Source organism: Ensifer sp. B1-9 (assembly GCF_050474445.1).
Lineage (GTDB): Bacteria > Pseudomonadota > Alphaproteobacteria > Rhizobiales > Rhizobiaceae > Ensifer.
The window spans coordinates 185,453-211,532 of sequence record NZ_JBCHVG010000002.1; the positions used below are offsets into that span (position 1 = coordinate 185,453).

Below are 26,080 nucleotides of genomic sequence, written 5' to 3' on the forward strand. Positions count from 1 at the left end.
ACTCGCCAATCCGGTTGTCGGAAAGCCGAAACCGGTTGAGACAGACAGGGGTCCGGGACTATGGTCGCGCGTATGAAGATTCTTATCATTGAAGACGATCTCGAGGCGGCAGCCTATCTGGCGAAGGCCTTCCGTGAGGCGGGTATCGTTTCCGACCACGCCAGCGATGGCGAGAGCGGTCTCTTCATGGCCAGCGAGAACAGCTACGACGTTCTGGTGGTCGATCGCATGCTGCCGCGCCGCGACGGCCTGTCCGTCATCACCGAGCTCAGGCGCAAGGACATCCACACGCCGGTCTTGATCCTCTCCGCGCTCGGGCAGGTCGACGACCGTGTCACTGGCCTTCGTGCCGGCGGCGACGACTATCTGCCGAAACCCTATGCCTTCAACGAACTGCTGGCGCGTGTCGAGGTGCTCGGCCGCCGCAAGGGCACGCCGGAACAGGATATGGTCTACCGCGTCGGCGATCTCGAACTCGACCGCCTGTCGCATTCGGTGCGCCGACAGGGCAAGGAGATCCCGCTGCAGCCGCGCGAGTTCCGCTTGCTCGAATATCTCATGAAGAATGCCGGCCAGGTCGTCACCCGTACCATGCTGCTCGAAAATGTCTGGGACTATCACTTCGACCCGCAGACCAACGTCATCGACGTGCATGTGTCCCGGCTGCGTTCGAAGATCGAGAAGGACTTTGACGTGCCGCTGCTGCGCACCGTGCGCGGCGCCGGCTACATGATCAAGGATGACCGGGCCTCCGCATGAGCAAGCTTCGCGTTCTCTTCAGAACGACCGCGGTTCGGCTTTCCGCCCTTTATCTCATTCTCTTTTCGCTCTGTGCGGCCTTTCTGGTCTTCTATGTCACCGGCATGTCGGAGCGGTTGCTGCAGCAGCAGACCCGTGACGCCATCACCGCGGAGGTGACGCAGATCGAGCAGGTCTACACGCGGGCCGGCATGAACGGCCTGTTGCGCTCGCTCGAACGGCGCGCGCGTCAGCCGGGCGCCAATCTCTATGTGATCGCCGGGCCGAGCGGCGAGATTCTCGCGGGCAACGTCGCGAGCCTCGAGCCCGGGCTGCTCGACAGCGAGGGCTGGACAGAACGCCCCTTTGCCTATCAGCGCTATACGGACGAAACGAAGAAGGACAGCCACGTGGCGCTCGCCCATGTGCTGGTGCTCGACAATGGCCTGCGCATTCTCGTCGGCCGTGACCTTCAGGAGCCGCAGAAGTTTCGCGCCCTGGTGCGTCAGGCACTCATGGTGGCGCTCGGCGTCATGGGGCTTGGCGCGCTCGTCATCTGGTTCGGTATTGGCCGCAACGCGCTCAAACGCATCGACCGCATGTCGGAGGCGAGCACCAAGATCATGGCCGGCGATCTCTCGCAGCGCTTGCCGATGAGCGGTTCCGGCGATGAGTTCGACCGGCTGTCGGAATCGCTGAACGCGATGCTGGGCCGTATCGAGAAGCTGAACGAAGGTCTGCGCCAGGTCTCCGACAACATCGCCCACGATCTGAAGACGCCGCTGACGCGGCTGCGCAACAAGGCCGAAGCAGCACTCGCCCGCAAGGGAACGAGCCAGCGTGGCGCGCTCGAGGAGATCATCGGTGAGTCCGACCAGTTGATCCGGACCTTCAATGCGCTCCTGATGATCTCGCGAGTCGAGGCCGGCTCGTCCGCCGCCGAGATGAGCGAGATCGACCTTTCCGAGATCGTTTCCGATTGCGTCGAGCTCTACGAGCCCGTGGCGGAGGATGTCGGCTTGAAGCTCGAAGCCGAGGTCATCAAGAACATCGCAATCTCCGGCAACCGGGAACTGGTCAGCCAGGCTCTCGGCAACCTTATCGACAACGCGATCAAATATGCCGATGGAGCCGACAATCCGCTTATCAGGGTCTCGCTGGTAAAGCGCGAAGGGCATGTGCTCTTGTCCGTCGCCGATCACGGCCCCGGCATACCTACTGCAATGCATGACGAGGTGGTGAAGCGCTTCGTTCGCCTGGACGAGAGCCGGTCCAAGCCGGGCACGGGTCTCGGACTGTCTTTGGTCGAGGCGGTCATGGAGATGCATCACGGCTCGCTGCGTCTCGCCGATACCGATCCGGCGGCGGGGGATGGTGGCAAGGGCCTGACGGTGCAGATGGTTTTCCCCGCGGCGGCAAACTGATAGACCGGTTCCTTGAGAACAGGAGACGAGCACGGCTTGCCGCTGCGTGGGATGTGCAGGCTGTAGGCAAGGGGAGAGGGCATGCAGGAACAGGTGCAGCAGTGCTGGGAGATCGAGACAGCGCCGATCCGTCCGGCAAGCCAGGCCGATGCCAAGGCGGCGCTCTCGGTGCTGAAGGACATGGCGAAGGGGCATGACAGGATCGCAAGGCTGCTTGCTTCCGACGGCCCGTTCAAGACCTTCGTGGTCGCAGCCTTCGCGCTGTCGCCCTTCCTGCGCGACACGGGCGACAGCCGCCCGGCCATTCTCGAAGAACTCCTTTCCACCGATCTGACGGCCTTCCTGACCGAACGGGTGCGCCGCGCCCGCGATGCCTGGAGGCCCAACGAAGGCGGCGCGGCCCTGCCGGACACGGAGATCATGGCGCGGCTGAGGCGGGCCAAGCGCGAGCTCGCCTTCGCCGTGGCGCTCGCCGATCTCTCCCGGCATTTCGACGGCCGCGAAACCACGCGCTGGCTTAGCGATTTTGCTGGCGCTGCCGTCTCCGCAACGATCGATCACCTGCTGCTGAGTGCGCACGAGGGCGGCAAGCTCGTCGTCAAGGACGTCGCCAACCCCAGCATAGGTTCCGGCGTCGTCGTGCTTGGCATGGGCAAGCTCGGCGCCTTCGAGCTCAACTATTCCTCCGATATCGATCTCGTCGTCTTTTACGATCCTCAATCCGGCATCATCGTCGACCGCGACGATGCCTCGGAGACCTTCGGCCGGCTGCTGCGTCGCCTGATCCGCATCCTGCAGGAGCGTAGCGGCGATGGCTACGTCTTCCGCACCGACCTGCGGCTACGCCCCGACCCGGGCTCGACGCCGCTCGCGATTCCGGTCGAGGCGGCGATGCTCTATTACGAGGGCAGGGGGCAGAACTGGGAACGGGCCGCCTTCATCAAGGCGCGGCCGGTCGCCGGCGATATCGAGGCCGGCGAGCGGTTCCTCCGGGAATTGGTGCCCTTCGTCTTCCGCAAATATCTCGACTATGCGGCGATCGCCGACATTCATTCGATCAAGCGTCAGATCCACGCGCACAAGGGGCATGGCGAAATCGCGGTCAAGGGACACAACATCAAGCTCGGCCGCGGCGGCATTCGCGAGATCGAATTCTTCGTGCAGACGCAGCAGTTGATCGCCGGCGGCCGCATGCCGGAGTTGCGCCAGCGCGCAACGGAGCCGATGCTGCGCGCACTGGTCAAGGCCGGTTGGATCGACGAGGAGACGGCCGATGAACTCGTCGAGGCCTATTGGTTCCTGCGCGATGTCGAGCACCGGATCCAGATGGTACGCGACGAACAGACCCATCTCCTGCCCGAGACCGAAGCGGAGCTGAAGCGCATCGCCTATATGCTTGGCTTCGAAGATACGGCCGCCTTCTCGAAGGCGCTGTCGCGCGTGTTGAAGACGGTCGAGCGCCGCTATGCCCAGCTCTTCGAGCAGGAGGCGAAGCTCTCGACCGAGGCCGGCAATCTCGTCTTCACCGGCCAGCGCGACGACCCGGATACGCTGGAGACGCTGAGGAAGCTCGGCTTCCAGCGGCCGTCGGACATTTCCCATACGATCCGCACCTGGCACTACGGCCGTTACCGTGCGACGCAATCAGTCGAAGCGCGCGAGCGCCTGACAGAGCTGACGCCGGAGCTTCTGCGCGTCTTCGGCGAAAGCCGCCGGGCGGACGAAGCGTTGTTGCGCTTCGACAATTTCATTTCCGGCCTGCCGGCGGGCATCCAGCTCTTTTCGCTGCTCGGCAACAATCCGGGTCTGCTGTCGCTGATCGTCAACGTCATGTCGTCGGCGCCGCGGCTGGCCGAAATCATTGCCGCGCGCCCGCATGTCTTTGACGGTATGCTCGATCCGGGCCTGCTCGCCGAACTGCCGACCAGGGACTACCTCGCGCCGCGCATTGCCAATTTCGTCGGCGGTGCGCGACACTATGAGGAAGTGCTCGATCGTCTGCGCATCATCGCTGCCGAACAGCGCTTCCTGATCGGGATCCGGCTCCTGACCGGCGCCATCTCCGGCGCCCAGGCCGGCCGCGCCTTTACCGATCTCGCCGATTTGATCATCGCCGCGGCGGTAAAGGCGGTCCAGGACGAAGTTCGCTCGGTGCACGGCGATTTCCCCGGCGGCCGCATAGCTGTTGTTGGCATGGGCAAGCTCGGAAGTCACGAGTTGACGGCGGGCTCGGACGTCGACCTGATCCTGCTCTATGATTACGACGAGGCGGCAACCGAATCCGACGGCACCAAGCCGCTTGATCCGACCCGTTATTTCACGCGGGTAACGCAGCGCCTGATCGCGGCACTTTCCGCGCCGACGGCCGAAGGCATTCTCTACGAAGTCGACATGCGGCTTCGTCCGTCCGGCAACAAGGGGCCGGTCGCGACGAGGATCAACGCCTTCGCCAAGTATCAGCGCGAAGAGGCCTGGACCTGGGAGCATCTGGCCCTGACCCGGGCGCGCTGCATCTGTGGCGACGAGAAGCTGATCGCCGAGGCCAATGCGATCTTCGCCGAAATTCTCGGCCGCAAGCGAGACGTCGCCAAGGTCAGCGCCGACGTGATCTCCATGCGCGAGATGATCGACAGCGAGAAGCCGCCGAGCGACATCTGGGATTTCAAGCTGATCCCGGGCGGTCTCGTCGATATCGAGTTCATCAGCCAGTACCTGGCGCTCGTCGCGCCCGCGAAGGGCATTCAGCCGCTGACATCAGGCACGAATACGGCCGATGCGCTGAAGCTGCTCGGCGACTCCTTGATGAACCCCAACGATCTCGATGTTGCCCTGGAGGCGCTACACCTCTTTACCGAGTTGTCGCAGATCGTGCGGCTGTGCATCGAGGGGGAGTTCGACCCGAAGGAAGCGCCGGCCGGGCTGATCGATCTCGTCTGCCGGGCAGGGGACTATCCCGACCTGAAGACACTGGAGGGAGATATCCGCCGGCTGTCGAAGTCCGCGCGGCGCGTCTTCCAATCGGTCGTTTCGGCGTGATGGAGTGCCTCAGGCCCGGTCAGGGATTCTGACCGAGATGATCGTACCGACGTTTTCCGTCGAGTGAATCTTCATGCTGCCGCCGTGCAAGCGGGTGAGCGAGCGCGAAATCGCCAGCCCGAGGCCCGAGCCGCCCTTGCTCTTGGCATATTGGCTCTGCACTTGCTCAAAGGGCTGGCCGATCTTCTGAAGCGCGTCGCGCGGTATGCCGATGCCGGAATCGGCGATCGTCAGCGTCACGGCGCCGGTCACCTTGCGGGCACGAAGCGAAATGCGCCCGCCTTCATTGGTGAACTTCACCGCGTTCGAAAGCAGGTTGAGCAATATCTGCTTCATGGCGCGGCGGTCGGCAATCATGGTGAGACCCGAAGAGATCTGCTGCACCACATGGATGTTCTTCTGTTCGGCCGGCATGGTGGTGAAGCGCAGCGTCTCTTCGATCAGCGGCGCCAGATCGATCGTCTCGCGGCTGATGCGCATGTGCCCGGCCTCGATCTTCGACATGTCGAGAATGTCGTTGATGACGTTGAGGAGATGCTTGCCGCTCTCGTGAATGTCGCGCGAGTATTCGTTGTATTTCTCCGAGCCGAGCGGCCCGAACATCTGGTTCTGCAGGATTTCCGAGAAGCCGAGGATGGCGTTGAGCGGTGTGCGCAGTTCGTGCGACATGTTCGCCAGGAATTCCGACTTGGCTCGGTTGGCCGCCTCGGCGCGTTCCTTTTCCGCCTGGTAGTTGGCGTTGGCGATCGACAGTTCGGTCTTCTGCCGCTCCAGCGTCATGCGCGACGCCGAAAGATCGCCGATCGTCGCCATCAGCCGCCGCTCGGATTCGCGCAGGCGCACCTGATGCCGCTTCAGGAGGGTGATATCGGTGCCGACCGAGACGAGGCCTCCGTCGCGCGTGCGTCGCTCGTTGATCTGCAGCCAGCGCTCGTCGGCAAGCTGGACCTCGCTCGTCTGCGACTGGTTGCTGCGATCGGGGTCGGCGATGCGCCGTTCGACCACCGGCCGCGCCGCGGCCATCTGGACGGCGACGCGCTCGGTGCCCGGAACGAGCACGTGGTCGGGAAGCTTGTAGGCCTCCTGGAAGTGGGTGTTGCACATGACGAGGCGGTCATGCTTGTCCCAGAGGACGAAGGCTTCCGACGTACATTCGATCGCGTCGGCGAGCCGTTGGTCTGCCTCCGCGTAGCGTTGGGCAAGCCGGTGCTGCTCGGTCACGTCCATGGCGATGCCGATCAGATGCGCCCGCCCGGAAACGGTACGGATGATTTCCGCGCGGGCGCGCAACCACACATAGTGGCCGTCCGCATGTCGCATGCGGAAAACCTGGTCGATTTGGCGCGCGTCGCCACGCGCTATGGTCCGCGCCACGCCATAGATGCCGCGATCATCAGGATGCATCAGCCGCGCGGCATCACCGAAGGAGAGCACGCTGTTTTCTCCGGGCATGCCGAGCATTTCATACATCGAGCGCGACCAGAACAGCCGACGGTTGGCGAGGTCGAAATCCCAGAGGCCGCAACGGCCGCGCGACAGCGCCGTCTCGACGCGCAGGTTGGATTCGGCAAAGACCGAGTCTGCGTCGCGAGCCCGCTTGGCCTGGATGTAATAGGCATAGAGCACCATCAGCAGGATGGCGGAGATGCCGGCAAAGAGCGTCACGTTGAGCGAGACTTCATCGCGCCAGGTGGTTTCGAGTTGCGTCACCGGCGTCGCAGCCAGAACCACTCCGGCCGCGTCAGGCAGTTGCGCCAGTGCCACGATATGATCGACGCCGACGATTGCCGTCTTCATGACACTGGAGTGCTCGCCGAAATACTGCAGTGTCGCGATGTCGGGCGCGACGGCCGCGAGCGTCCGACCGATGAGCGGCTCGCCCTCCTGGGTGCCGGCGAAGATCCGGCCGTCCTTGCGGACCGCAAGGATGAACGTGCCGGGATCGAGCATGCCGGTGGGCAGATAATGGCTGAAGCGTTGCTCCACGTCCGAGCGGCGGCTCTCGTCAAAAAGGACAGCGCCGTCCGTCTGGAAGGCCGCAACGGCGGTTGCCGCCGCAAGCCCGACAGTCTGGCGCGAACTTTCTTCCATGCGGGCATGCTCGTCCATGATGCTGGACATGCGCGAGACCGCCACGATGATCAGGAATGCGATGATGAGGATCGGGATGGAACGCTTGAGAATCGGCTCTGCGCTTGCCAGTCGCCGCGAGGTCGGTCCGGCAAAGATCTTCGCATGCGAGATAAACTCTTGCTCCAGGCGGCCGGCAAGCCCCGGAAACTTGAGTCGCAACCGCCCGTCGGCTGCGCTCGCCTGTCGCGCGTCCGCCATCTTTCCCAATTCTCAAAACCCTCTGATGATTCGGCGCGCCGCTCGCCCGAATCTGACTCAATGAATCACAGGGCGATTCGCCTTGTCCAGAGGCGCTGGTAAAGATTTCTTAACCATTTCTTATCGTTGGGAAATAATAGGCCGGGCCGCTTGCGCGGCCCGGCCCTGAAGAAAATCAATGGGTTCTACAGCACCGCGCGTCTTATGAGACGCGCAAAGGTTGCTGTAGCACTTTGGAAGTACTGCATTTTTTGTCCTTCAATCGGCGACGATTTAAGGAAACATGCAGTAGGCTTCAGGCCTTGAGCATGCGCTCCACGATATCGCCGACGTCGGCCGAAAGTTTCGGCGCTCCGGCAATCTCCTTCAGCGCCTTGCGGGCATGACCAGCGCGCTTGTCCTCGAGCGAGCGCCAGGAGCGCATCGAGGTCAGGATACGCGCCGCAAGCTGCGGGTTGCGCGGGTCGATGTCGAGGATCTGGTGCGCGAGAAAGCGGTAGCCCTCGCCGTCGGCGCGGTTGAAGCCGGTCGGGTTGGCGAAGGCATAGGTGCCCACCAGCGAGCGCACGCGGTTCGGGTTGTTGCCATTGAACAGCGGCTCGGCCATCAGCGCCTTGACGCGATCGAGTGTTCCGGCACCGGGGATCGTCGCCTGAACGGCGAACCACTTGTCGATGACCAGCGCGTTATCGGCAAAACGCTCGCGGAAGGTCGCAAGCGCTTCCGCGGTCTCGGCGGCATCCGGAAAGCGGTGCGCAAGCAGCGCCAGCGCATGGCTGAGATCGGTCATGTTGTTGGCGGTGGCAAAGGCCTTGGCGGCGCGCTCCGGCCCTTCGTCGCCCTGGACGAGGTAGGTGAGGGCGCTGTTGCGCAGCGCCCGGCGACCGGCGCTTGCGGCGTCCGGACTGAAAGCGGCCGTGGAGACGAGGTCGTCGGCGAGCTTGAGGAACGTGTCGCGCCCGGCAGCGGCAACGGCCGTCAGGATTTGCTGACGTGCGGCGTGGATTGCGTCCGGATCGTTGTTGGTGCCGATCTCGCGCGCGATGTCGGATTCGCTTGGCAGTGCCAGGGCCTGGGAGCGGAAAGCGGGCTCCAGCGTTTCATCCGCGGCAGCGCGGATCAGGCCGTCGATGAGCGCCTTGTCGCAGGTGACCGGCTTTCCGGCGCGAACATTCGCCGTCGCCTCGACTAGATTGCTGAGCGCGATGGCGTTGAGCGCCTGCCAGCGGGCGAAGAGGTCGCTCTCGTGATGCGCGATCAGCGCAAGGTCCTCGGCGCTCTGCTCGATGTGCAGGTTGATCGGCGCAGAAAAACCGCGGTTGAACGACGGCACCGGGCGCGACGGAATGCCGGAGAAGACGACCGTCTGCTTGCGCTCCGTGAGATGCAGGACGTCGCCGGTCATGTCGGCGCCGGAGACCGCGGAAAGGTCGGCTTCGCTGCCGCCTTCGAGCAGCAGGCCCATCTTGAGCGGAATGTGCATCGCTTCCTTGGCGCCCTGTCCGGGTGTCGCCGGAACGATCTGCTCGAGCGACAGGGTGAAAGTCTGCTTGGCGGCGTCATAGGCGCCCGAAGCGGTGACCAGCGGTGTTCCCGCCTGATGGTACCAGAGCGCGAACTGGCGAAGGTCGCGACCGCTTGCCGCTTCGAAGCAGGCGACGAAATCCTCGATCGTCACGGCCTGGCCGTCATGCCGGTCGAAATAGAGGTCCATGCCCTTCTTGAAAAGATCGCGGCCGAGGATCGTCGCGATCATGCGGGTGACCTCCGATCCCTTTTCGTAGACGGTCGTCGTATAGAAGTTGTTGATTTCGCGGTATTTCGTCGGTCGCACCGGATGGGCGAGGGGGCCGGCATCCTCAGGGAACTGCTCCGACTTCAGGTGCCGCACTTCTGCAATTCTCTTGACCGCGCGCGAGCGCATGTCGGCAGAGAATTCGTGGTCGCGGTAGACCGTCAGACCTTCTTTCAGGCAGAGCTGGAACCAGTCACGGCAGGTGATGCGATTGCCGGTCCAGTTGTGGAAGTATTCGTGCGCGATGATCGCCTCGATATTGGCATAGTCCGCATCGGTCGCCGTTTCCGGGTCGGCGAGCACGTATTTGTCGTTGAAGATGTTGAGACCCTTGTTCTCCATCGCCCCCATGTTGAAGTCGGAGACGGCGACGATCATGAAGATGTCGAGGTCATATTCACGGCCGAAGGCGTCTTCATCCCACTTCATCGAGCGCTTGAGCGCGTCCATGGCGTAGGAGGCGCGCGGTTCCTTGCCGTGTTCGACGTAGATCTTCAGCGCGACTTCGCGGCCGGACATCGTCGTGAACGTGTCTTCGACGACGCCGAGATCACCGGCGACGAGAGCGAAGAGGTAGCTCGGCTTCGGATGCGGATCGAACCAGGCGGCGAAATGACGGCCGTCGCCCATGTCGGCGCCGCCGAGATAATTGCCATTCGACAGCAGGAGGGGAGCGGACGCCTTGTCGGCGATGATGTTGACCGTGTAGACGGCAAGCACGTCGGGACGATCGGGAAAATAGGTGATGCGGCGGAAGCCTTCGGCCTCGCACTGGGTGCTGTAGACGCCGTTGGTGCGGTAAAGCCCCATCAGTTGCGTGTTCGTCTCAGGCGAAAGCAGCGTGGTGATGGTGATTTCGAAGGGGGCGGTTTCCGGCAGGCCGCGGATGGTCAGCGTATCGTCGGTAACGTCGTAGAGGGAGGTCGCGAGCTCTTCCTGGTCCAGCAGCAGGCCGGTCATCTTCAGTTCGTCGCCATCGAGCAGCAGAGGCGCCGACGCGTCGACGCCTTCGCGACGATGGAAGATCAATCGGGCTTCGACCTTGGTTTCCTTCGGGTCGAGCTCGAAGGTCAGATCCACTCTCTCCAGAACGAAGTCGGTCGGCCGATAGTCTTCCAGATGAATGATCTGGCCAGTATTTGTCCGCATGGTCAGTCCCGCTTGCGCCGTTCTACTGGAGAATTTGTAGTGGGCGCCTGTGATGGTGAAAAGGCCAGGGGGCGAAAAGTCGGATAATGCCACACGATTGTGATGCCGGCGACCGCACTTTCGACAGAAAAGGCATGGTTTCCGATGGTCTTCCCGCTCCCTTATCGGATTGACGTGTATCGAAGTGGGACTAACAAGACATGAATTGGAAAGGTTTTTTTCGCCGCGGCTAAAAAAGGTCTGACGTCGTTTTGCCAAACGTCAATCGATCAAGAAAAAACGCCATTCATCACGAAGTTTGATCCGACTTTCTTGCCGAGCGTCGCTAAGGTGCAGGAGTCCTGCGGCGGGGTTCTCCGCTGAAAAATCTCCAAACCAGCCCTCGTGTCTGCTCTGGCCGGCGGAGGCTGTTCGAAAAGTGCCCTCAATGGATGCGGAAGCCGAAAGCCCGATGAAGGGGATCCTGTTGAAGGTCCTTTCCGTCGTCATTTTCGTTTGCATGTCGACGCTGATCAAGGCGGCCGGAAGCGAGATCGCCACCGGCCAGATCACCTTCTACCGCTCGGCCTTCGCCATGGTGCCGATCCTCGGTTATCTCGCCTTCCGCGGACAGTTGCGCGATGCCTTCAAGACTGCGGATTTCACCGGCCATATCGCGCGCGGCTTCGTCGGCATTCTCGCGATGAGCTTCGGCTTCTATGGACTCGTGCACCTGCCGTTGCCCGAAGCCATCGCCATCGGCTACGCCATGCCGCTGATCGCCGTTGCCTTCGCTGCGCTTTTTCTCGGTGAGACCGTGCGACTTTATCGCTGGTCGGCGGTGGTCATCGGGCTGGTCGGCGTGATGATCATCACCTGGCCGCGGCTGACCCTATTCCGCGAAGGCGGCTTCGGTTCGCTGGAGGCGCTGGGTGCCGCATCGGTGTTGATTTCGGCAGCCCTCGGCGCGGTGGCGATGGTGCTGGTGCGCAAACTCGTCAAGAACGAGCGCACCCATACGATCGTGCTCTATTTTTCGCTGTCGGCCTCGGTCTTCTCACTGGCGACGCTGCCCTTCGGCTGGCCATCGATCTCGCGCGAAGCCTTTCTGTTCTTGATGGTCGCCGGCTTCTGTGGCGGTGTGGCGCAGATCCTTCTGACCGAGAGCTATCGCCATGCCGACATGTCGACGATCGCGCCGTTCGAATATACCTCGATCGTGCTCGGCCTGATCATCGGCTATTTCCTGTTCGACGATGTTCCGACGGCCACCATGCTGATCGGCACCGCCATCGTCGTCGGGGCCGGCATCTTCATCATCTTCCGCGAACATCGGCTCGGCCTCGAGCGCCGGGGCGCACGCAAGCACATGACGCCGCAAGGCTGAGGACGAAGCGCGCGTTCATGTCGGTGGCCCTTACGAGCGCGGCTTCTCCCAGGCGGGAACCGTGTCGTCGTCGATCAGCGGTTCCTGCGCCATCTGCTGGGCGACAGGGCTCGTCACGTCGGGTCCGGGTGTGGGCATCACGCTCGTTGCCTGGAAATCGGTCTTGGCAACGAGGCCCTGGTGCTGTTCGCGCTGGAGGATACGCCAGGCGGCATAGCCACCATAAAGGGTGAAATAGACGGCGAGAACGAGGAACAGCGCCGCCGGGCCAAAGCGGTCCATGACCGGGCCGACCATCAGCGGGCCGGAGATCGTGCCGAGGCCGTAGGTGATCATCAGGCCGGAAGACGTCTCGACATATTCGTTCGGCTTGGCGAGGTCGTTCGCATGCGCGACATTCAGCGCGTAGATCGGAAACAGCACCGAGCCGACGAGCGCGGCGATGACGTAGAGGACCGCCGGCTGGCTGCCGATCGCAGCCGACATCAGCAGACAGGACGCGACGCCGACCACGCCGCAGCCGACCATGACGATACGCCGGTCGATCTTGTCGGAGAGGCGGCCGATCGGGATCTGCGAGATCGCGCTGCCGGTCAGAAGCGAGGCGAGCAGCGTCGCACCCTCGGCGGTGGAAAGACCGATCTTCTGCGTGAAGACGCCGCCGAGATTGAGCCACGCGCCGGATAGTGCGCCGGCAAGAAAGCCGCCGACGACAGCGACCGGAGAACGGCGGAAAAGCGCAGGGATATCGAACTTCGCCTGCGCCGGTGGTGCCGGCATGGGCGAGGAGGAGAGTGCCGTCGGCAGCAGCGCCAGGGAGAACAGCACGCTGCAGAGCATGAAGAGCGACGTATTGGTCGGGTCGCCGAGTGGCACCATGTATTGGCCGCCAATGGTGCCGACCATCGTGGTGATCAGGTAGAGCGAAAACAGCAGACCGCGGTTTTCGTTGGTGACGCGTTCATTGAGCCAGCTCTCGATCACGAGATAGCTGCCGGAGATGGCGAAGCCGGCGATCGCCCGAAACACGATCCACGCGTGCCAGTCGACGATGAGGCCGCAGAGCAGGATTGCGATCGACAGCAGCGTGATCAGCGCGGTGAAAACGCGCACGTGACCGACCCGCAGCACGAATTTCGGGGTGACGACGCAGGAGAGCGTAAAGCCGACCGTATAGCCGGTGGCGATCACCGACACCGTCAGCGTCGACCAGTTCTCGGCGACGGAGCGTACCGGGATGACATAGCTCTGCAGGCCGAAGGCGACCATCATGAGCATGGTCGATATCATCAGGCTGAAGACGGAAGCGAGGCTGGCCAGCATCGGCGCTCCTGAAAATGTGGCACTTCGCCATCGAAACCGATGACGAGCAAAGCGCAGGTGGAGCGAGGAACGGTCTGGCCGGGGCCGGATGAGCCTGACACTCCTACAGCGCCGCGCGTCTTATCAAACGCGCAAAGGTCGCTGTAGCACTTTGATTTGCTGCATGCTCGTCCTTAAATCGAGGTGGGGTTAAGGACGAACATGCGGTAAGTCGGGACGAGTGTGGCTCTATCCAGTTTTTCAAGCGCTGTCGATTGCGACAGGCGATGGCAAAAAGGCGGTACGCCTCTTTGCCGGCAGCAACGAGAGCACACTGCTTTTCATGTGGAATCGCTTGAAGCGGAAATCCAGAAACAAAGTGCTAGAGCGACGTTAGTGCGTTCGTCTGAACGCACGGCGCTCTAGTTCGGCAGCAACGGGCTTACGGCCACGCGATGGGCGCGGCGTGCATCCTTCTTGGTGCTGAGAAGGGTGTATTCGCGCGAGGCGCGCACGGCAGTGCCAATGTCGGAGATCGAATCGAACAGGACCTTGAGGCTCGCGATGGGCTTGGTCATGGTTTCGTTCCTTTCATCGTCGCCGGCCAGTTATGCCGACTTGTGCACGCGATACGCGGTCAAGCGTATCGCGTGGGAATCAGCGCTGGATGAAATCGGCGAAAATCTGCGCCGGACGAGTGGTCCGGGCAAGGCCGATCGCGGTCATCTGCTCGTTGGCTGCCGTGCCGAAACGGTTAAACGGCGTCCGTTGAGCGGCACCGGTGTGACGGAGCGTCTCAAAGCTGCTGTGGATCGGACGAAAGCGGGCAGTCATGGTTCAATTCCTTAATTCCATTCCTCCCGTGTCATCATATTGCATCGCAACATCGTGTTTTGCAATGCGTCATAACGCGCCGCTGATATGCGCAAACCGCATGGCTTTCTTCATTCTTTGTTCATAAAGCCGGCCAGCGGCTTGGCGCCGTATGCGGCAAGGGTGTTTCGGTGCGGATCAGCCGTGAATCCGGGCCTTGAAGGCAAGCAGATCCTGCCAGGCGAAGCGTTTGTTGACCGGCGCGGTCACCAGATCCTGCGGGTGCAGGGTCGCAAGGGTCGGCACCGTGATGCCGCTGATCGGAAGCTCTCGCCATTCGCCGCGAAGCTGATGGATCGTATCGTTGCCGCCGAAGAAGAAGCGGGCGGTGAAATTGCCGAGCAGGAGCAGATGCCTGGGCTCGGCAAGGGCGATCTGCCGCTCGATGAAGGGGCGGCAGATATCGGCTTCGCGCGCCGTCGGCACGCGGTTGCCCGGCGGGCGCCAGGGCACGACATTGCTCAGCAGCACGCTTTCGCGAGCAAGGCCGATGCCGGCGAGCATGCGGGCCAGCATCTCGCCGAGGCGCCCGGCGAAAGGCTGGCCGTCGCGATCGTCGTCGGCATAGGGCATCGGACCGACGACCATGATGCCGCTTGCCGGGTCGCCCTCGGCAAAGACGAGATTGCGGGCGCTGTTCCTGAGATTGCAGCCGGCAAAGCCTTCCATCGCAACCTTGAGCTCGGCGAGCGATCGCGCCGATTCGGCGGCAAAGCGCGCCTCTTCGATCGCCTGTGCATCGGGAATGGCAACGGTAGGGGCGCTGGCGGATGGAGCCGGTGCGCGGTTTTCCCGGGATTGTGCGGGGGCCGCCGCGGCTGTCTGGCGCGCTGCCGGCTGCGCCGCAGGCGCCTCCGCACGGCTGCTGGCTGCCGGGGCCCGCGCGTTGCCGCGCGCCGCCTTCATGGCCTCGAACTCGGCGAAGCGGTCGACCGGCTTCTCTTCCAGCAGCCATTCGACGCCCGCATCCGCATGGAAGCCGAGGAGGGCGGCAAGCTCAGCCGAAGAGAGGTCGTGGGCGGAAATCATGGCCGCCAGCCTAACCCATAAGCCGCCGGACCGGAACCGCTTTTCCGGCTCTCGCCATCCCTATCCAAGGTCATCGATGACGTCCGGCTCAGGCCGCATTCGCCGTCCAGTGGGCGATGTCCTCGTGCTCGCCGATCAGCGCAAGGCCGTGGGCGATCGACAGCAGTTCGCCACCGCTTTCGATGCGATCGGCGTCGAAACGCCGCTCGAAGATGCCGCGCACGGCCGGAACGAAAGACGTGCCGCCGGTCAAAAACACCTTGTCGATCGACCCGGGCTCCGTCGCGGTCGACTGCAGGACGTCGTCGAGCGCGCCTTCGATGCGGGCGAGTTCCGGCGCGATCCAGCCTTCGAAATCGCTGCGGCGAACCGTTCGGCGCGACATTTCGCCGAGCGGGGCGAAATAGAACTCGGTCTCGTCTTCCTGCGACAGCCGCATCTTTGTCGCCGAGATCGCCTGATAGAGCGGGTAGCCTTCGTCATGGTCGATCAGGTCGACGAAGGCTTCGAGCTTTTCCGGCTCCAGGCTCTGGCGCACGAGCTGCTTCAGATCGGTGAAATCTTTCAATGTCTTGAAGATCGAAAGCTGATTCCAGCGACCGAAATTCGCGTAATAATTCGACGGCACTTCAAGCAGCTTGTCGAAGCTCTTGAAGAGACTCCCCTTTCCGATGAGCGGCGAGACGACGTTGTCGATGATGCGGAAGTCGAAATGGTCTCCGGCGACGCCCACGCCCGAATGACCGATCGGCGTCGCCGTCAGGCGGCCGGCCTTGGTCTCGAATCGGATCAGCGAATAGTCGGTCGTACCGCCGCCGAAATCGGCGACGAGGACCGTGGCATCCTGCTTCAGATTCTGGGCGAAGTAGAAAGCGGCCGCCACCGGTTCGTAGACATAGTGCACCTCCGGAAACCCGAAGGCGGAAAGTGCTGCGCCGTAACGTTCCAGGGCGAGTGCCGGATCGGGGCTGGAGCCGGCGAAGTGCACCGGGCGGCCGACGACGATGCGGCTATACCGATCCGTCCAGCCGTCGCCGGCATAGTCGCGCAGCTTGGTCAGGAACACCCGCATCAGGTCCTCGAAGCTGTGGCGCTTGGCAAAGACCTGCGTGCCCTGGAAGAGGGGGCTTGCGGCAAAGGTCTTGATCGACTGCAGGAAACGACAGTCGCCCGGATTGTCGATGAAGGCGCGGATCGCCGCCTGGCCGGCCTCGACCTTCAGTGCCTGGGCGCCAAGATTGGTATCCTTCATGAAGGAAAGTGCGGTGCGCATGGCGTCGGTCGTGCCGGCAAGGCTGTCGAACCGCATCGAGTGGGTGGTGTCGCCGGCGGCAACCGCAAGCACGGAATTGGTGGTGCCGAAGTCGAAGCCCAGTGCCTTGGCCATATGGTGGTCTCCTTGCGTCTGGCGTCGCTGCGCCGCCCGGAGCAAGCCGGTGGCGCGCAACGCAACATGAAATTTTGTCGGGCCATTTCCGCATGTCAGGCGGCCGGCACCGAAGGCAACAAAAGGCACGCCGTCCGGGCGCCAGCGGGGCGCCTTCTCGAGTGCCGTTTGCGAATGGGATAAGCCGGCGCGAACCGCCGGAGGGATGTGGCGGCCTCGTGGCATGGCTCTTCGGCAAAAGCAAGGCCGAATGGCTCATAGCGCCGGCGCGCGACAAAATGATGTATTTACGTTTACGTGCACGTCATATAGACATTTGCCCTAAACTCATGACCTCATGCGCAAAAGCGGGCATCGTCTGTCGCATCTCGGCTCGACAAGCCAAACTGCATTTGCCATGACGGCATGATATATCCTGGGAACTGAACCGGCAGAAGACCGGTGAGACTGGAGAGACTGTATGACCGAGCAAGATCTGCCCGAGCGCGAGAGCATGGAGTTCGACGTCGTGATCGTCGGCGCGGGGCCGGCCGGTCTTGCGGCGGCGATCCGGCTGAAGCAGGTCAATCCGGAGCTTTCGGTCGTCGTGCTCGAGAAGGGCGCCGAGGTCGGCGCGCACATCCTGTCGGGTGCGGTCGTCGATCCGATCGGCATCGACCGGCTGCTGCCGGATTGGCGCGAGGACGCCGACCATCCGTTCAAGACCGAAGTCAAGGACGACCACTTCCTGTTCCTGGGCCCGGCGGGCTCGATCCGCCTGCCGAATTTCCTGATGCCGCCGCTGATGAACAATCACGGCAACTACATCGTCTCGCTCGGCAACGTCTGTCGCTGGCTGGCTACCAAGGCGGAGGAACTCGGCGTCGAGATTTATCCGGGCTTTGCCGCGACCGAAGTCCTCTACAACGACGAGGGCGCGGTCATCGGTGTCGCCACCGGCGACATGGGCATCGAGCGCAACGGCGAACCGGGACCGAACTTCGCCCGTGGCATGGCGCTCTTGGGCAAGTACACGCTGATCGGCGAGGGCGTGCGCGGTTCGCTCGCCAAGCAGCTGATCGCCAAGTTCAAGCTCGACGAAGGTCGCGACGTCCAAAAATTCGGCATCGGGCTGAAGGAACTCTGGCAGGTCAAGCCCGAGAACCACCGGCCCGGCCTGGTGCAGCACTCCTTCGGCTGGCCGCTTGGCATGAAGACCGGCGGCGGTTCGTTCCTCTACCATCTCGAAGACAATCTGGTGGCCGTCGGCTTCGTCGTGCACTTGAACTACAAGAACCCCTATCTCTTCCCGTTCGAGGAGTTCCAGCGCTTCAAGACCCATCCGGCGATCCGCGGCACCTTCGAGGGCGGCAAGCGGCTCTCCTACGGCGCCCGTGCGATCACCGAGGGTGGCTACCAGTCGGTGCCGAAGCTGTCCTTCCCGGGCGGCGCGCTGATCGGCTGTTCGGCCGGCTTCGTCAACGTGCCGCGCATCAAGGGCAGCCACAACGCCGTCCTGTCGGGCATCCTCGCAGCCGAAAAGCTGGCGACGGCGATCGCCAACGGTCGTGCCAATGACGAGCCGATCGAGATCGAACGCGGCTGGCGCGACAGCGCCATCGGCCAGGACCTGAAGCGGGTTCGCAACGTCAAGCCGCTGTGGTCGAAGTTCGGCACGGCCGTGGGCGTGGCACTCGGCGGCTTGGACATGTGGACCAACCAGCTCTTCGGCCTTTCCCTGTTCGGCACGCTGAAACACGGCAAGACCGATGCGCAGTCGCTCGAGCCGGCGTCGCAGCACCAGAAGATCGACTATCCGAAGCCCGATGGGGTTCTGACCTTCGACCGGCTGTCCTCGGTGTTCCTGTCGAACACCAACCACGAGGAGGACCAGCCGATCCACCTGCAGGTCAAGGACATGGAGCTGCAGAAGCGCTCCGAGTACGACATCTATGCCGGTCCGTCGACGCGCTACTGTCCGGCCGGGGTCTACGAATGGGTGGAGAAGGACGGCAAGCCGACCTTCGTCATCAACGCGCAGAACTGCGTGCACTGCAAGACCTGCGACATCAAGGACCCGAACCAGAACATCAACTGGGTGCCGCCGCAGGGTGGTGAGGGCCCGGTCTATCCGAACATGTAATGTTCGAGAGAAGGTCGCAATTTGCGACCGAGCCGACGTTCGGAAAAGGCGCCGATGGCAATGGCCACGGCGCTTTTTCATTTCATGCCTTCGTCCAGCGCAGCTAATCGTCCTGACTCGCGCCTCAGAGTTGTTCAAGGATTGGGAAAGGCACTCGTTGACGCAAATGGAAAAGTCCTTGCCGGAAAACCCCGTTAGCTTTCATGGTGTCATCGGCTCGACGCCGACGAATCTGCAGGCTTTCGGTCCCTGTTGTTTCGAGTTGGACCGAGCCTTGTGACGCTGTCGATCCCCGCGGTGAGATCGGCAGTGCGACGGGATGCACCGCCAAAACAAGGGAACGGAAATGAAGAAGCTTCTAGCAACGACCTGCCTGGCTGCGGGCCTCCTTGGCCTCGCTGGTACGGCCTCTGCCGCCGAGTGCGGCGACGTGACGATCGCCAACATGAACTGGCAGAGCGCCGAGGTTCTGGCGAACGTCGACAAGATCATCCTGTCGGAAGGCTACGGCTGCAACGCCGACCTGGTTGTTGGCGACACGGTGCCGACGATTACCTCGATGATCGAAAAAGGTGAGCCCGACGTCGCGCCTGAAGGCTGGGTCGACCTGCTGCCGGATGTCGTCAATCGCGGCCTCAAGGAAGGCAAGCTCGTTGGTGCCGCCGTCGCGCTTTCCGATGGCGCCGTTCAGGGCTGGTGGGTCCCGAAATACATTGTTGACGCCAACCCCGATATCAAGACGATCGACGACGTGCTGAAGCACAAGGACCTGTTCCCGGATCCGGAAGACGCCAGCAAGGGCGCTATCTTCAACGGTCCGCAGGGCTGGGGCGGAACGGTGGTGACGACGCAGCTCTATAAGGCCTATGGCGCTGAAGCCGCAGGCTTCACGCTTGTCGACACCGGATCGGCCGCCGGCCTCGATGGCTCGATCGCCAAGGCCTATGAGCGCAAGCAGGGCTGGGTCGGCTACTATTGGGCGCCGACGGCACTTCTCGGCAAATACGAGATGGTGAAGCTCGAGCATGGCGTTCCGGGCGATGCGGCCGAATGGAAGCGTTGCAACACCGTTGCCGACTGCCCGGATCCGAAGAAGAACGACTGGCCGAAGGACAAGGTCCAGACGCTGGTGACCAAGGCCTTCGCCGATCGCGCCGGCCCGGCCATGGACTACCTCAACAAGCGCGCCTGGACCAATGATACGGTCAACAAGCTGATGGCCTGGATGACCGACAATCAGGCCAGCGGCGAAGAAGGCGCCAAGCACTTCCTCCAGGAAAGCCCGGACATCTGGACCCAGTGGGTCTCGCCGGAGGTTGCCGAAAAGATCAAGGCCTCGCTCTGATTTAAGCGATTAACCCATAGGCGGCGCGATCCTTGCGCCGCCTCTTTGTTTGACCCCCGGCAACAGCAAAACAACAACCGCGGCCGGCGAGACGTGAAGGGGAATTGGAATGGACTGGTTTACCCAGTTTCCGCATATGGACGACGAAAGCCTGCGGGCGTTGAAGAAGGCTATCGACGAGGGATTCCGGACGTTCACGCGCACCTATGGTGATGCCATCGAAGGCTTCTTTGAGCCGCTGCAGTTCTTTCTCATCCAGTCGGAGCGCTTCATGACGAAGACGCCCTGGCCGATCATCCTGGTGCTGATCGCGCTGATCGCCTGGGTGGCGAGCCGCAATTGGAAGATCGTCGCCGGCTGCGCCGGTACGCTCCTGCTGATCGGTTACTTCGACATGTGGGACGATACGATGAAGACGGTCTCGATGATCTTCGTCTGTACCGTGCTGTCGATCGCGATCGGCATTCCGATCGGCATTGTCATGTCCCGTTCGGACCGGTTCCAGAACATCGTCAATCCGATCCTCGACGTGATGCAGACCATGCCGAGTTTCGTTTATCTGATTCCCGTCGTCATGCTGCTCGGCATCGGCAAGGTTCCGGGACTGATTGCGGTGGTGATCTATGCCATCCCGCCGATGATCCGCCTGACGAATCTCGGCATCCGCTTGGTCGACAAGGACGTGCTGGAGGCAGCCGATGCCTTCGGTTCCTCCGGTTGGCAGAAGCTCAAGAACGTGCAGATGCCGCTGGCCTTGCCGACGATCATGGCGGGCATCAACCAGACGATCATGATGGCGCTCGCCATGGTGGTCATTGCCTCGATGATTGGCGTTCAGGGGCTTGGCCAGCCGGTGCTGAAGGCGATTGCCAACCAGTATTTCACGCTCGGCATCTTCAACGGCCTCGCCATCGTCGGCATCGCCATCATCTTCGATCGTGTCAGCCAGGCCTATGGCCATCGCCTGCAGAAGCATCGGGAGATCATCCACGGCTGAGCCCGAGCGATATCAACCAAAGAGAAGGCCTCGGCGCGGAAAAGCGCCGAGGCCTTTGTTGTACAGGGAGGCTTTCGGGCTCAACTGCGGGCCGAAAGAATGCCGGTTGAAAGCGCCACGCCGGCAGCCGTAGCGATCGCAGCCAGAATCTCGAACGGACCGATCTGTTCGCCGAGCAGGACGGCGCCGCCGATCATCGCGAGCACCGGGGTCAGCGCGGTAAAGGCGGCAGCCTGCGTGCCGCCGAGGCTCTTCACCGCAAAACCATAGGCGACCATGGCGACGAGGCCGGACAGAATGCCCTGGCTGGTGATCTGCAAGGCGATCTCCTTGACCGGAACGTCGGCAAGCGTGCTTCCGAAACAGGCGGCAAGCCCCAGGTGGATCAGGAAGGACCAGACGGCGATCAAGGCGCTTCCCTGCAGTGGGCTGAGCCCCGAACGTCGGAAGGCGTGGGTGTAAATCGCCCAGAGCGTCGCCGCCGCCGGAAGCAGGGCGTAGCCGATCCAGCTTGTGGGGGCCGAGACGGCAAGGCTGCGCGTCAACAGGATGGCGACGCCGGCGACGATCGCGGCGAAGCCGACCATCCGCATCCGGTCCGGCCGCTCACCGAAGATCGTGATGCCGATCAGGGCGGTGGCAAGCGGCATCGAGCCGCCGAGAAGAATGCCGACTGAGGAGGCGGGAACCGAATGGATCGCGAAGGCGCAGGCCTGGAAGAAGACGGCGCCGGAGCCCGCGACCATCATTGCCAGAAGCAGGATCGGCAGCTTGCGCGGCAAGAGTCCGGTCTTCAGCCAGACCGGTGCGAGGAGAAGTGCGGGGATGCCGTAGCGGATCAGGCCGAGGTCGATCGTGCCAAGCGCCTCCCGGCCGAATGGCGTGTCGCCAGAATCCAGCTCGCCCAGATGAGGACGGTTACCAGGGCACCGGCATAGCCGGCGGCGACAGGCGTCGTATTGCCGCGATCGAGTGCGAGCGCAACCATTTGAATTTCCTTCCCGATTTGGATACCTGAGGGGCTTTTGGATCTGGAAGGAAGATTACGCCCTGGAGGCAGGGCATGTCCTTGCGATTTATGCCTGAAATAGATTACTGTCGGCAACAATGTGCCAATAATAATCTCAGAAGTTTTCGATCATGCCAAATCTTGATAAGTTCGATCTCGCCATCCTCAAGATCCTTCAGGAGGATGCGCGTGCGACGAACGTCGAGATCGCCGACAAGGTCAATCTTTCGCCATCGCCTTGCCTGCGGCGCATCCGCAATCTGGAAAAATCCGGCATTCTGCGTGGCTATCGGGCCGATATTGACCGCAAGGAGGCCGGCCTCGGGCTCACGGTCTTCGTGGAGATCAAGGTCGGGCGCCACAGCCGCGAAAACGCTCAATTGCAGCAGGAGGCGCTGCTTGCCATTCCCGAGGTGGTTTCCTGCTTCCTGATCTCGGGCAATGCCGACTTCCTCGCCGAGGTCGTCGTCGAGGATCTCCCGGCTTACGAGAAGCTCCTGACCGAGACTTTGCTGGCCTTGCCGGGCGTGACCGACATACGCTCGAACTTCGCGATCCGGTCGATCAAGACGGGCGGACCGCTCAAGTTACCTGAGCCCCGTTGAACGGCGATCCGTTGCGGATCTCGGGGGCGGATCGGCACGCGCTCGATTCCCGTTAAGTTTCGGCAAGGTTCTGGAATTGGCCGCGAACGCGATTATCTGATCGCGATGAGCAGCATTGCCGCGGCAACGGAGCCAGTGACCCATTCATGAAAATCAAGGCGATCTTCAATCGTGATGGCGGAACCTTCCGCACGACGGATATGGCCGCCTATGGCCGGAAGGTCGAGGAAGTTTTTCACGATGCGGGGCATCAGGTCGAGATCGCAGCGGTTTCCGGAAGCGAGATGCGCGAGACCCTGGAGCGCACGTGCCGCCGCGACGATCTCGATGCGATCCTCGCCGGTGGTGGCGACGGCACGATTTCCGCGGCCGCCGGGGTCGCCTGGAAGAACAGCATGCCGCTTGGTGTCGTTCCCGCCGGGACGATGAACCTTTTTGCCCGTACGCTGAAACTGCCGCTCGACATCTGGAAGGTGCCGGAGGTGCTGGCAAACGGCGTGATCATCGACGGCGACATCGGCAGTGCGAATGGTCGGGCCTTCGTGCACCAGTTTTCCATGGGCCTCCATGCCCGCATGGTGCGCTATCGCGAGTCCTTCAGCTTTCGTTCGAGGGCAGGCAAGATTGCCGCAAGCACCCGCGCGGCGTTCGGCGTTATTCTCAATCCCCCTGATTTCGAGATCGAGTTCGATGTCGACGGCCACAAGGAGAGCCGTCATGTTTCGGCGGTCTCAGTCTCGAACAATCCTTTTGGCCGCGATACGCTGATGTATGCCGACGACATCACAGCCGGCCACCTCGGCTTCTATACGGCGCCGCCCCTGAGCCCGCCGGGCGTGGCCAAGCTCGCCTTCGATGTCATGCGCGGCAAATTTCGCGACAGCCCGCTGATCACCGCCATGAGCGGTCATGCCCTCGACCTGCATTTTCCGAGGGTGGAGCGCAAGATCAACTGCGTCATCGACGGGGAACTCCTGCCGATGGGCCGTGACGTCGCGCTTCGCATTCATCCCGGTGAACTCAAGCTGCTCGTTGGCGCCGACCGCGACGGATCGGCGATCCAGAAGTAGCCGAAGCCGTAGCGATCCGGCAGATTGCCATTGAGATAGGGCAGCGCGAGTTGCTGCGGCTTCATCGCCGCCTCCGGCACGCCGAACGACCTCAGGAAATCGAGGAGTCCTTGAGGTGGTGGAGCATCGAGCTTGCCGTTATCGCTCCAGACCACGAGAAGCGGCCCGGCCAGATGCTCGATCGGAGGGCTGCTGGTGTTGCCGGGGACGAAAACCTTGGCGCCATGCAGCCGCGTGCGCACATTGCCGCCAAGCAGCTTGTCGGCGGCGATTACCATCGCCGGCTCGTCTCCCTCCTGCCGGGCCACGGTTTCGACAAGGGTACTGTAGGGAATGCTCAACCTCGACAATTTGCCGAACCAGGGGCGAACAACCGCGCGCGCCGAGACGACCACCAATGTCGTGACAATGATGAAGGCGACGAGCGCCAGGAACGGGCGGACGCTGCGTGCGGTGTCGACGCCGGAAGCCTCCACCTTGAGAGCAAGGTAAAGCGGCAGCAGGACAAGAAAGAGAACCAGCCACTTCTCGCGCATGTGGGTGGCGCCGACGGCCAGCATGATCAACAGCACCGTGCCGAGACAGAGAAGTAACATGCGCCCGGTGACACGTGTCCACAGGCTCTCGGCTCGCCAGATGGCCGGCAGGTCCTTGCGGAACACCAGAGCGAAGACCACCAAGGGAATGGCGGCGCCGCGAAGCGTTGCGGCAACCAGCGCAACAATCCCCTTGAGCGCCTTGCTCAGGTGGCTCGTTTGCTGGGCCGTTCCCATCTCGTTGAGGGTATTTCGCGAGGCGGCGCCGAGATTCTCCAGGATCCAGTAGCCGTGCGGCAACGCAATCAGCGCGCAGACGGCGACCGCAACCAGGATGCGCCAGTCGAAGAGCCGGGCGCGAAGCTTTGGCTCCGGCAGGATCGCAAGAACCGCCGCGGCCGGGACGAGCGCGAAGTTGTACTTCGAGATGACGCCGATGCCGACAGCAGCGCCGGTCAGGACGTAGGCGAAGAGGCTTGGCCGCGTCATCGTCCGGAGGAAACCGTAGAGGAACAGCGATACGGCAAACAGCGCTGCGACCGTATGCGAAAGGTCGCGCTGTGCGAGCAGGAAAATCGGCGGAAAGGTCAGGACGCCGACCGTGGCGATGGCGGTCAGGCGCCGCTCGTTGAGGACCTCGCGCGCCGCAAGGCCGTAGAAGAGACAGCAGAGAAACAGGAGCCCGTTCTTGAGCACCGTCATCGTCGCAAGCGATGGCCCGAAAACCGAGGTGAGCCCGTATTGCAGCCAATTGTAGAAGGGGGGCTGCGAACCATAGCCGAGCATTAGGAACTGTGAGACGAAGGCTTGTTCCGACTCGTCGATTTCGAGAGATGTGGATATGGCGAGGCGCAAACCGATACAGAACAGGAAATAGCCGGCGATCAGCGCAACGACGAAGTTTGGCCGACGGTTGACGACGTCAAGCATCGGCCGGATCCCGGACAAAAACCTGCCGCACGATGTAGTTGGTGGTGCCGTCGTCGCGGAAATAGGTTCGCGCCATCATTTCAGCGAGAATGCCTGTGGTGATGAGCTGAACGGACGAGAGGAACAGCATGACGCCGACGATCAGCATCGGTCGCGTTCCGATATCGTTGCCAAGGATGAACTTGTCGAAACCGAGATAGACCAGGATCAGCGCGCTGAGCGCCCCTGTGGCCAGCCCGATCGAGCCGAAGAAGTGCCCCGGGCGCGCCTTGTATCGCATGAAGAAGAGCACCGACAGCAGATCGAGAATCACCCGGAAGGTTCTGGAAAGCCCATACTTCGACTGGCCATGCTGCCGTGCGTGGTGGGTTACAGGCATCTCGCCGATACGGCTGCTCGGAACCACGCCGGCGACCCAGGCGGGAATGAAGCGGTGCATTTCCCCCATCAGCTTCACCTGCTTGATGACGGAGGTCCGGTATACCTTCAGGCTGCAGCCATAATCATGCAGCCTGACGCCGGTGATCTTGCCGATCAGGCGGTTGGCGCACCAGGAGGGAATCTTCCGGAGCAAGAGGCCATCCTGCCGATTCTTTCGCCAACCGACGAGCAGGTCGAGCTCGCGCTCCTCGATTGCCTTGACCATCTCGGGGATATCGGCCGGATCGTTTTGCAGGTCGCCGTCGAGCGTGGCGATCAACCGTCCGGCAGCAGAATCGATCCCGGCCTGCATAGCCGCCGTCTGCCCGAAGTTCTTCTGCAATTCGACGATCTTGAGATCGAGGTCAGGATCGGAAAGGGCCTTTCTTGCATTTGCAAGCGTTCGGTCGGTGCTGCCATCGTCAACGAGGATCAGTTCCCAAGGAGACGGAAACGTCGCCAGCGCATCGCGGACCCGTGTAATCAGCGGCTGGATGCTGTCCTCCTCGTTGAACACGGGAATGACGACGGATAGTTCGATGGAGTACATAGGAACAGCTCGTGCATGCGGCGCTTGTAAATGCCGCAAGATTGGGATTGCGCTTACATAATCGTT

General features: G+C 62.4%; 18 protein-coding genes and 1 pseudogene. 9 read left to right on the forward strand and 10 right to left on the reverse strand.

Annotation, left to right across the window (positions count from 1 at the left end):
* Positions 1-60: 60 nt before the first annotated feature.
* The 3 genes from ACQ5BM_RS04135 (at position 61) to ACQ5BM_RS04145 (ending at position 5,198) form a co-directional block, all read left to right on the forward strand.
* A complete protein-coding gene (locus ACQ5BM_RS04135) occupies positions 61-759 on the forward strand; it encodes a response regulator transcription factor (RefSeq protein WP_429808134.1) in 699 nt (232 codons plus the stop codon).
* Entirely contained in the window at positions 756-2,162 is a 1,407-nt protein-coding gene (locus tag ACQ5BM_RS04140; RefSeq protein WP_429808137.1) for a sensor histidine kinase, read from the forward strand. The genes ACQ5BM_RS04135 and ACQ5BM_RS04140 overlap by 4 nt, the downstream gene beginning before the upstream one ends.
* 81 nt (positions 2,163-2,243) lie before the next feature.
* Positions 2,244-5,198 carry a bifunctional [glutamine synthetase] adenylyltransferase/[glutamine synthetase]-adenylyl-L-tyrosine phosphorylase gene (locus ACQ5BM_RS04145; protein ID WP_429808140.1) on the forward strand — a complete coding sequence of 985 codons (2,955 nt, stop codon included), beginning with the start codon at positions 2,244-2,246 and terminating at the stop codon, positions 5,196-5,198.
* A gap of 9 nt (positions 5,199-5,207) precedes the next feature.
* On the opposite strand, the gene ACQ5BM_RS04150 is transcribed toward ACQ5BM_RS04145, so the two are convergent.
* Both ACQ5BM_RS04150 and pepN read right to left on the reverse strand, forming a co-directional pair.
* Positions 5,208-7,538: a PAS domain-containing sensor histidine kinase gene (locus ACQ5BM_RS04150; RefSeq protein WP_429808143.1), complete on the reverse strand. Its 2,331-nt coding sequence runs from the start codon at positions 7,536-7,538 to the stop codon at positions 5,208-5,210.
* Between the two features lie 286 nt (positions 7,539-7,824).
* Entirely contained in the window at positions 7,825-10,473 is a 2,649-nt protein-coding gene (gene pepN, locus ACQ5BM_RS04155; RefSeq protein WP_429808146.1) for an aminopeptidase N, read from the reverse strand.
* Between the two features lie 427 nt (positions 10,474-10,900).
* On the opposite strand from pepN, the gene ACQ5BM_RS04160 reads away from it, so the two are divergent.
* Positions 10,901-11,839, forward strand: coding sequence for a DMT family transporter (locus ACQ5BM_RS04160; RefSeq protein WP_429808149.1), 939 nt, complete (start codon positions 10,901-10,903; stop codon positions 11,837-11,839).
* Positions 11,840-11,869: 30 nt separating this feature from the next.
* Here ACQ5BM_RS04160 and ACQ5BM_RS04165 read toward each other — a convergent pair whose 3' ends face one another.
* From ACQ5BM_RS04165 to ACQ5BM_RS04185, 5 genes are all read right to left on the reverse strand, one after another.
* A complete protein-coding gene (locus ACQ5BM_RS04165; protein WP_429808152.1) occupies positions 11,870-13,162 on the reverse strand; it encodes an MFS transporter in 1,293 nt (430 codons plus the stop codon).
* 401 nt (positions 13,163-13,563) lie between these two features.
* On the reverse strand, positions 13,564-13,719 hold the full coding sequence (locus ACQ5BM_RS04170) for a hypothetical protein (RefSeq protein ID WP_429808155.1): 156 nt from the start codon (positions 13,717-13,719) through the stop codon (positions 13,564-13,566).
* Positions 13,720-13,798: 79 nt separating this feature from the next.
* A complete protein-coding gene (locus tag ACQ5BM_RS04175) occupies positions 13,799-13,975 on the reverse strand; it encodes a hypothetical protein (protein ID WP_156134297.1) in 177 nt (58 codons plus the stop codon).
* A gap of 177 nt (positions 13,976-14,152) precedes the next feature.
* Positions 14,153-15,043: a uracil-DNA glycosylase gene (locus ACQ5BM_RS04180; RefSeq protein ID WP_429808158.1), complete on the reverse strand. Its 891-nt coding sequence runs from the start codon at positions 15,041-15,043 to the stop codon at positions 14,153-14,155.
* 88 nt (positions 15,044-15,131) lie between these two features.
* Positions 15,132-16,430, reverse strand: coding sequence for an Hsp70 family protein (locus ACQ5BM_RS04185; protein WP_429808161.1), 1,299 nt, complete (start codon positions 16,428-16,430; stop codon positions 15,132-15,134).
* Between the two features lie 460 nt (positions 16,431-16,890).
* Between ACQ5BM_RS04185 and ACQ5BM_RS04190 the strand changes: the two genes are divergently transcribed.
* From ACQ5BM_RS04190 to ACQ5BM_RS04200, 3 genes are all read left to right on the forward strand, one after another.
* Entirely contained in the window at positions 16,891-18,552 is a 1,662-nt protein-coding gene (locus ACQ5BM_RS04190; protein ID WP_429808163.1) for an electron transfer flavoprotein-ubiquinone oxidoreductase, read from the forward strand.
* Between the two features lie 346 nt (positions 18,553-18,898).
* Positions 18,899-19,897, forward strand: a complete 999-nt coding sequence (locus tag ACQ5BM_RS04195; RefSeq protein ID WP_429808166.1) for an ABC transporter substrate-binding protein — start codon at positions 18,899-18,901, stop codon at positions 19,895-19,897.
* A gap of 109 nt (positions 19,898-20,006) precedes the next feature.
* Positions 20,007-20,894 carry an ABC transporter permease gene (locus tag ACQ5BM_RS04200; RefSeq protein WP_429808169.1) on the forward strand — a complete coding sequence of 296 codons (888 nt, stop codon included), beginning with the start codon at positions 20,007-20,009 and terminating at the stop codon, positions 20,892-20,894.
* 80 nt (positions 20,895-20,974) lie between these two features.
* Here ACQ5BM_RS04200 and ACQ5BM_RS04205 read toward each other — a convergent pair.
* Positions 20,975-21,882: pseudogene (locus ACQ5BM_RS04205) on the reverse strand (DMT family transporter).
* A gap of 152 nt (positions 21,883-22,034) precedes the next feature.
* Between ACQ5BM_RS04205 and ACQ5BM_RS04210 the strand changes: the two are divergent.
* Complete coding sequence (locus ACQ5BM_RS04210) at positions 22,035-22,508, forward strand: Lrp/AsnC family transcriptional regulator (protein WP_429808172.1); 474 nt, start codon at positions 22,035-22,037, stop codon at positions 22,506-22,508.
* 146 nt (positions 22,509-22,654) lie between these two features.
* Positions 22,655-23,578: a diacylglycerol/lipid kinase family protein gene (locus tag ACQ5BM_RS04215; RefSeq protein ID WP_429808175.1), complete on the forward strand. Its 924-nt coding sequence runs from the start codon at positions 22,655-22,657 to the stop codon at positions 23,576-23,578.
* On the opposite strand, the gene ACQ5BM_RS04220 is transcribed toward ACQ5BM_RS04215, so the two are convergent.
* Positions 23,515-25,044 carry an ArnT family glycosyltransferase gene (locus ACQ5BM_RS04220; RefSeq protein WP_429808178.1) on the reverse strand — a complete coding sequence of 510 codons (1,530 nt, stop codon included), beginning with the start codon at positions 25,042-25,044 and terminating at the stop codon, positions 23,515-23,517. The two genes, ACQ5BM_RS04215 and ACQ5BM_RS04220, sit on opposite strands and share 64 nt — an antisense overlap.
* Positions 25,037-26,014 carry a glycosyltransferase family 2 protein gene (locus ACQ5BM_RS04225; protein WP_429808180.1) on the reverse strand — a complete coding sequence of 326 codons (978 nt, stop codon included), beginning with the start codon at positions 26,012-26,014 and terminating at the stop codon, positions 25,037-25,039. The genes ACQ5BM_RS04220 and ACQ5BM_RS04225 overlap by 8 nt, the downstream gene beginning before the upstream one ends.
* Positions 26,015-26,080: the final 66 nt, after the last annotated feature.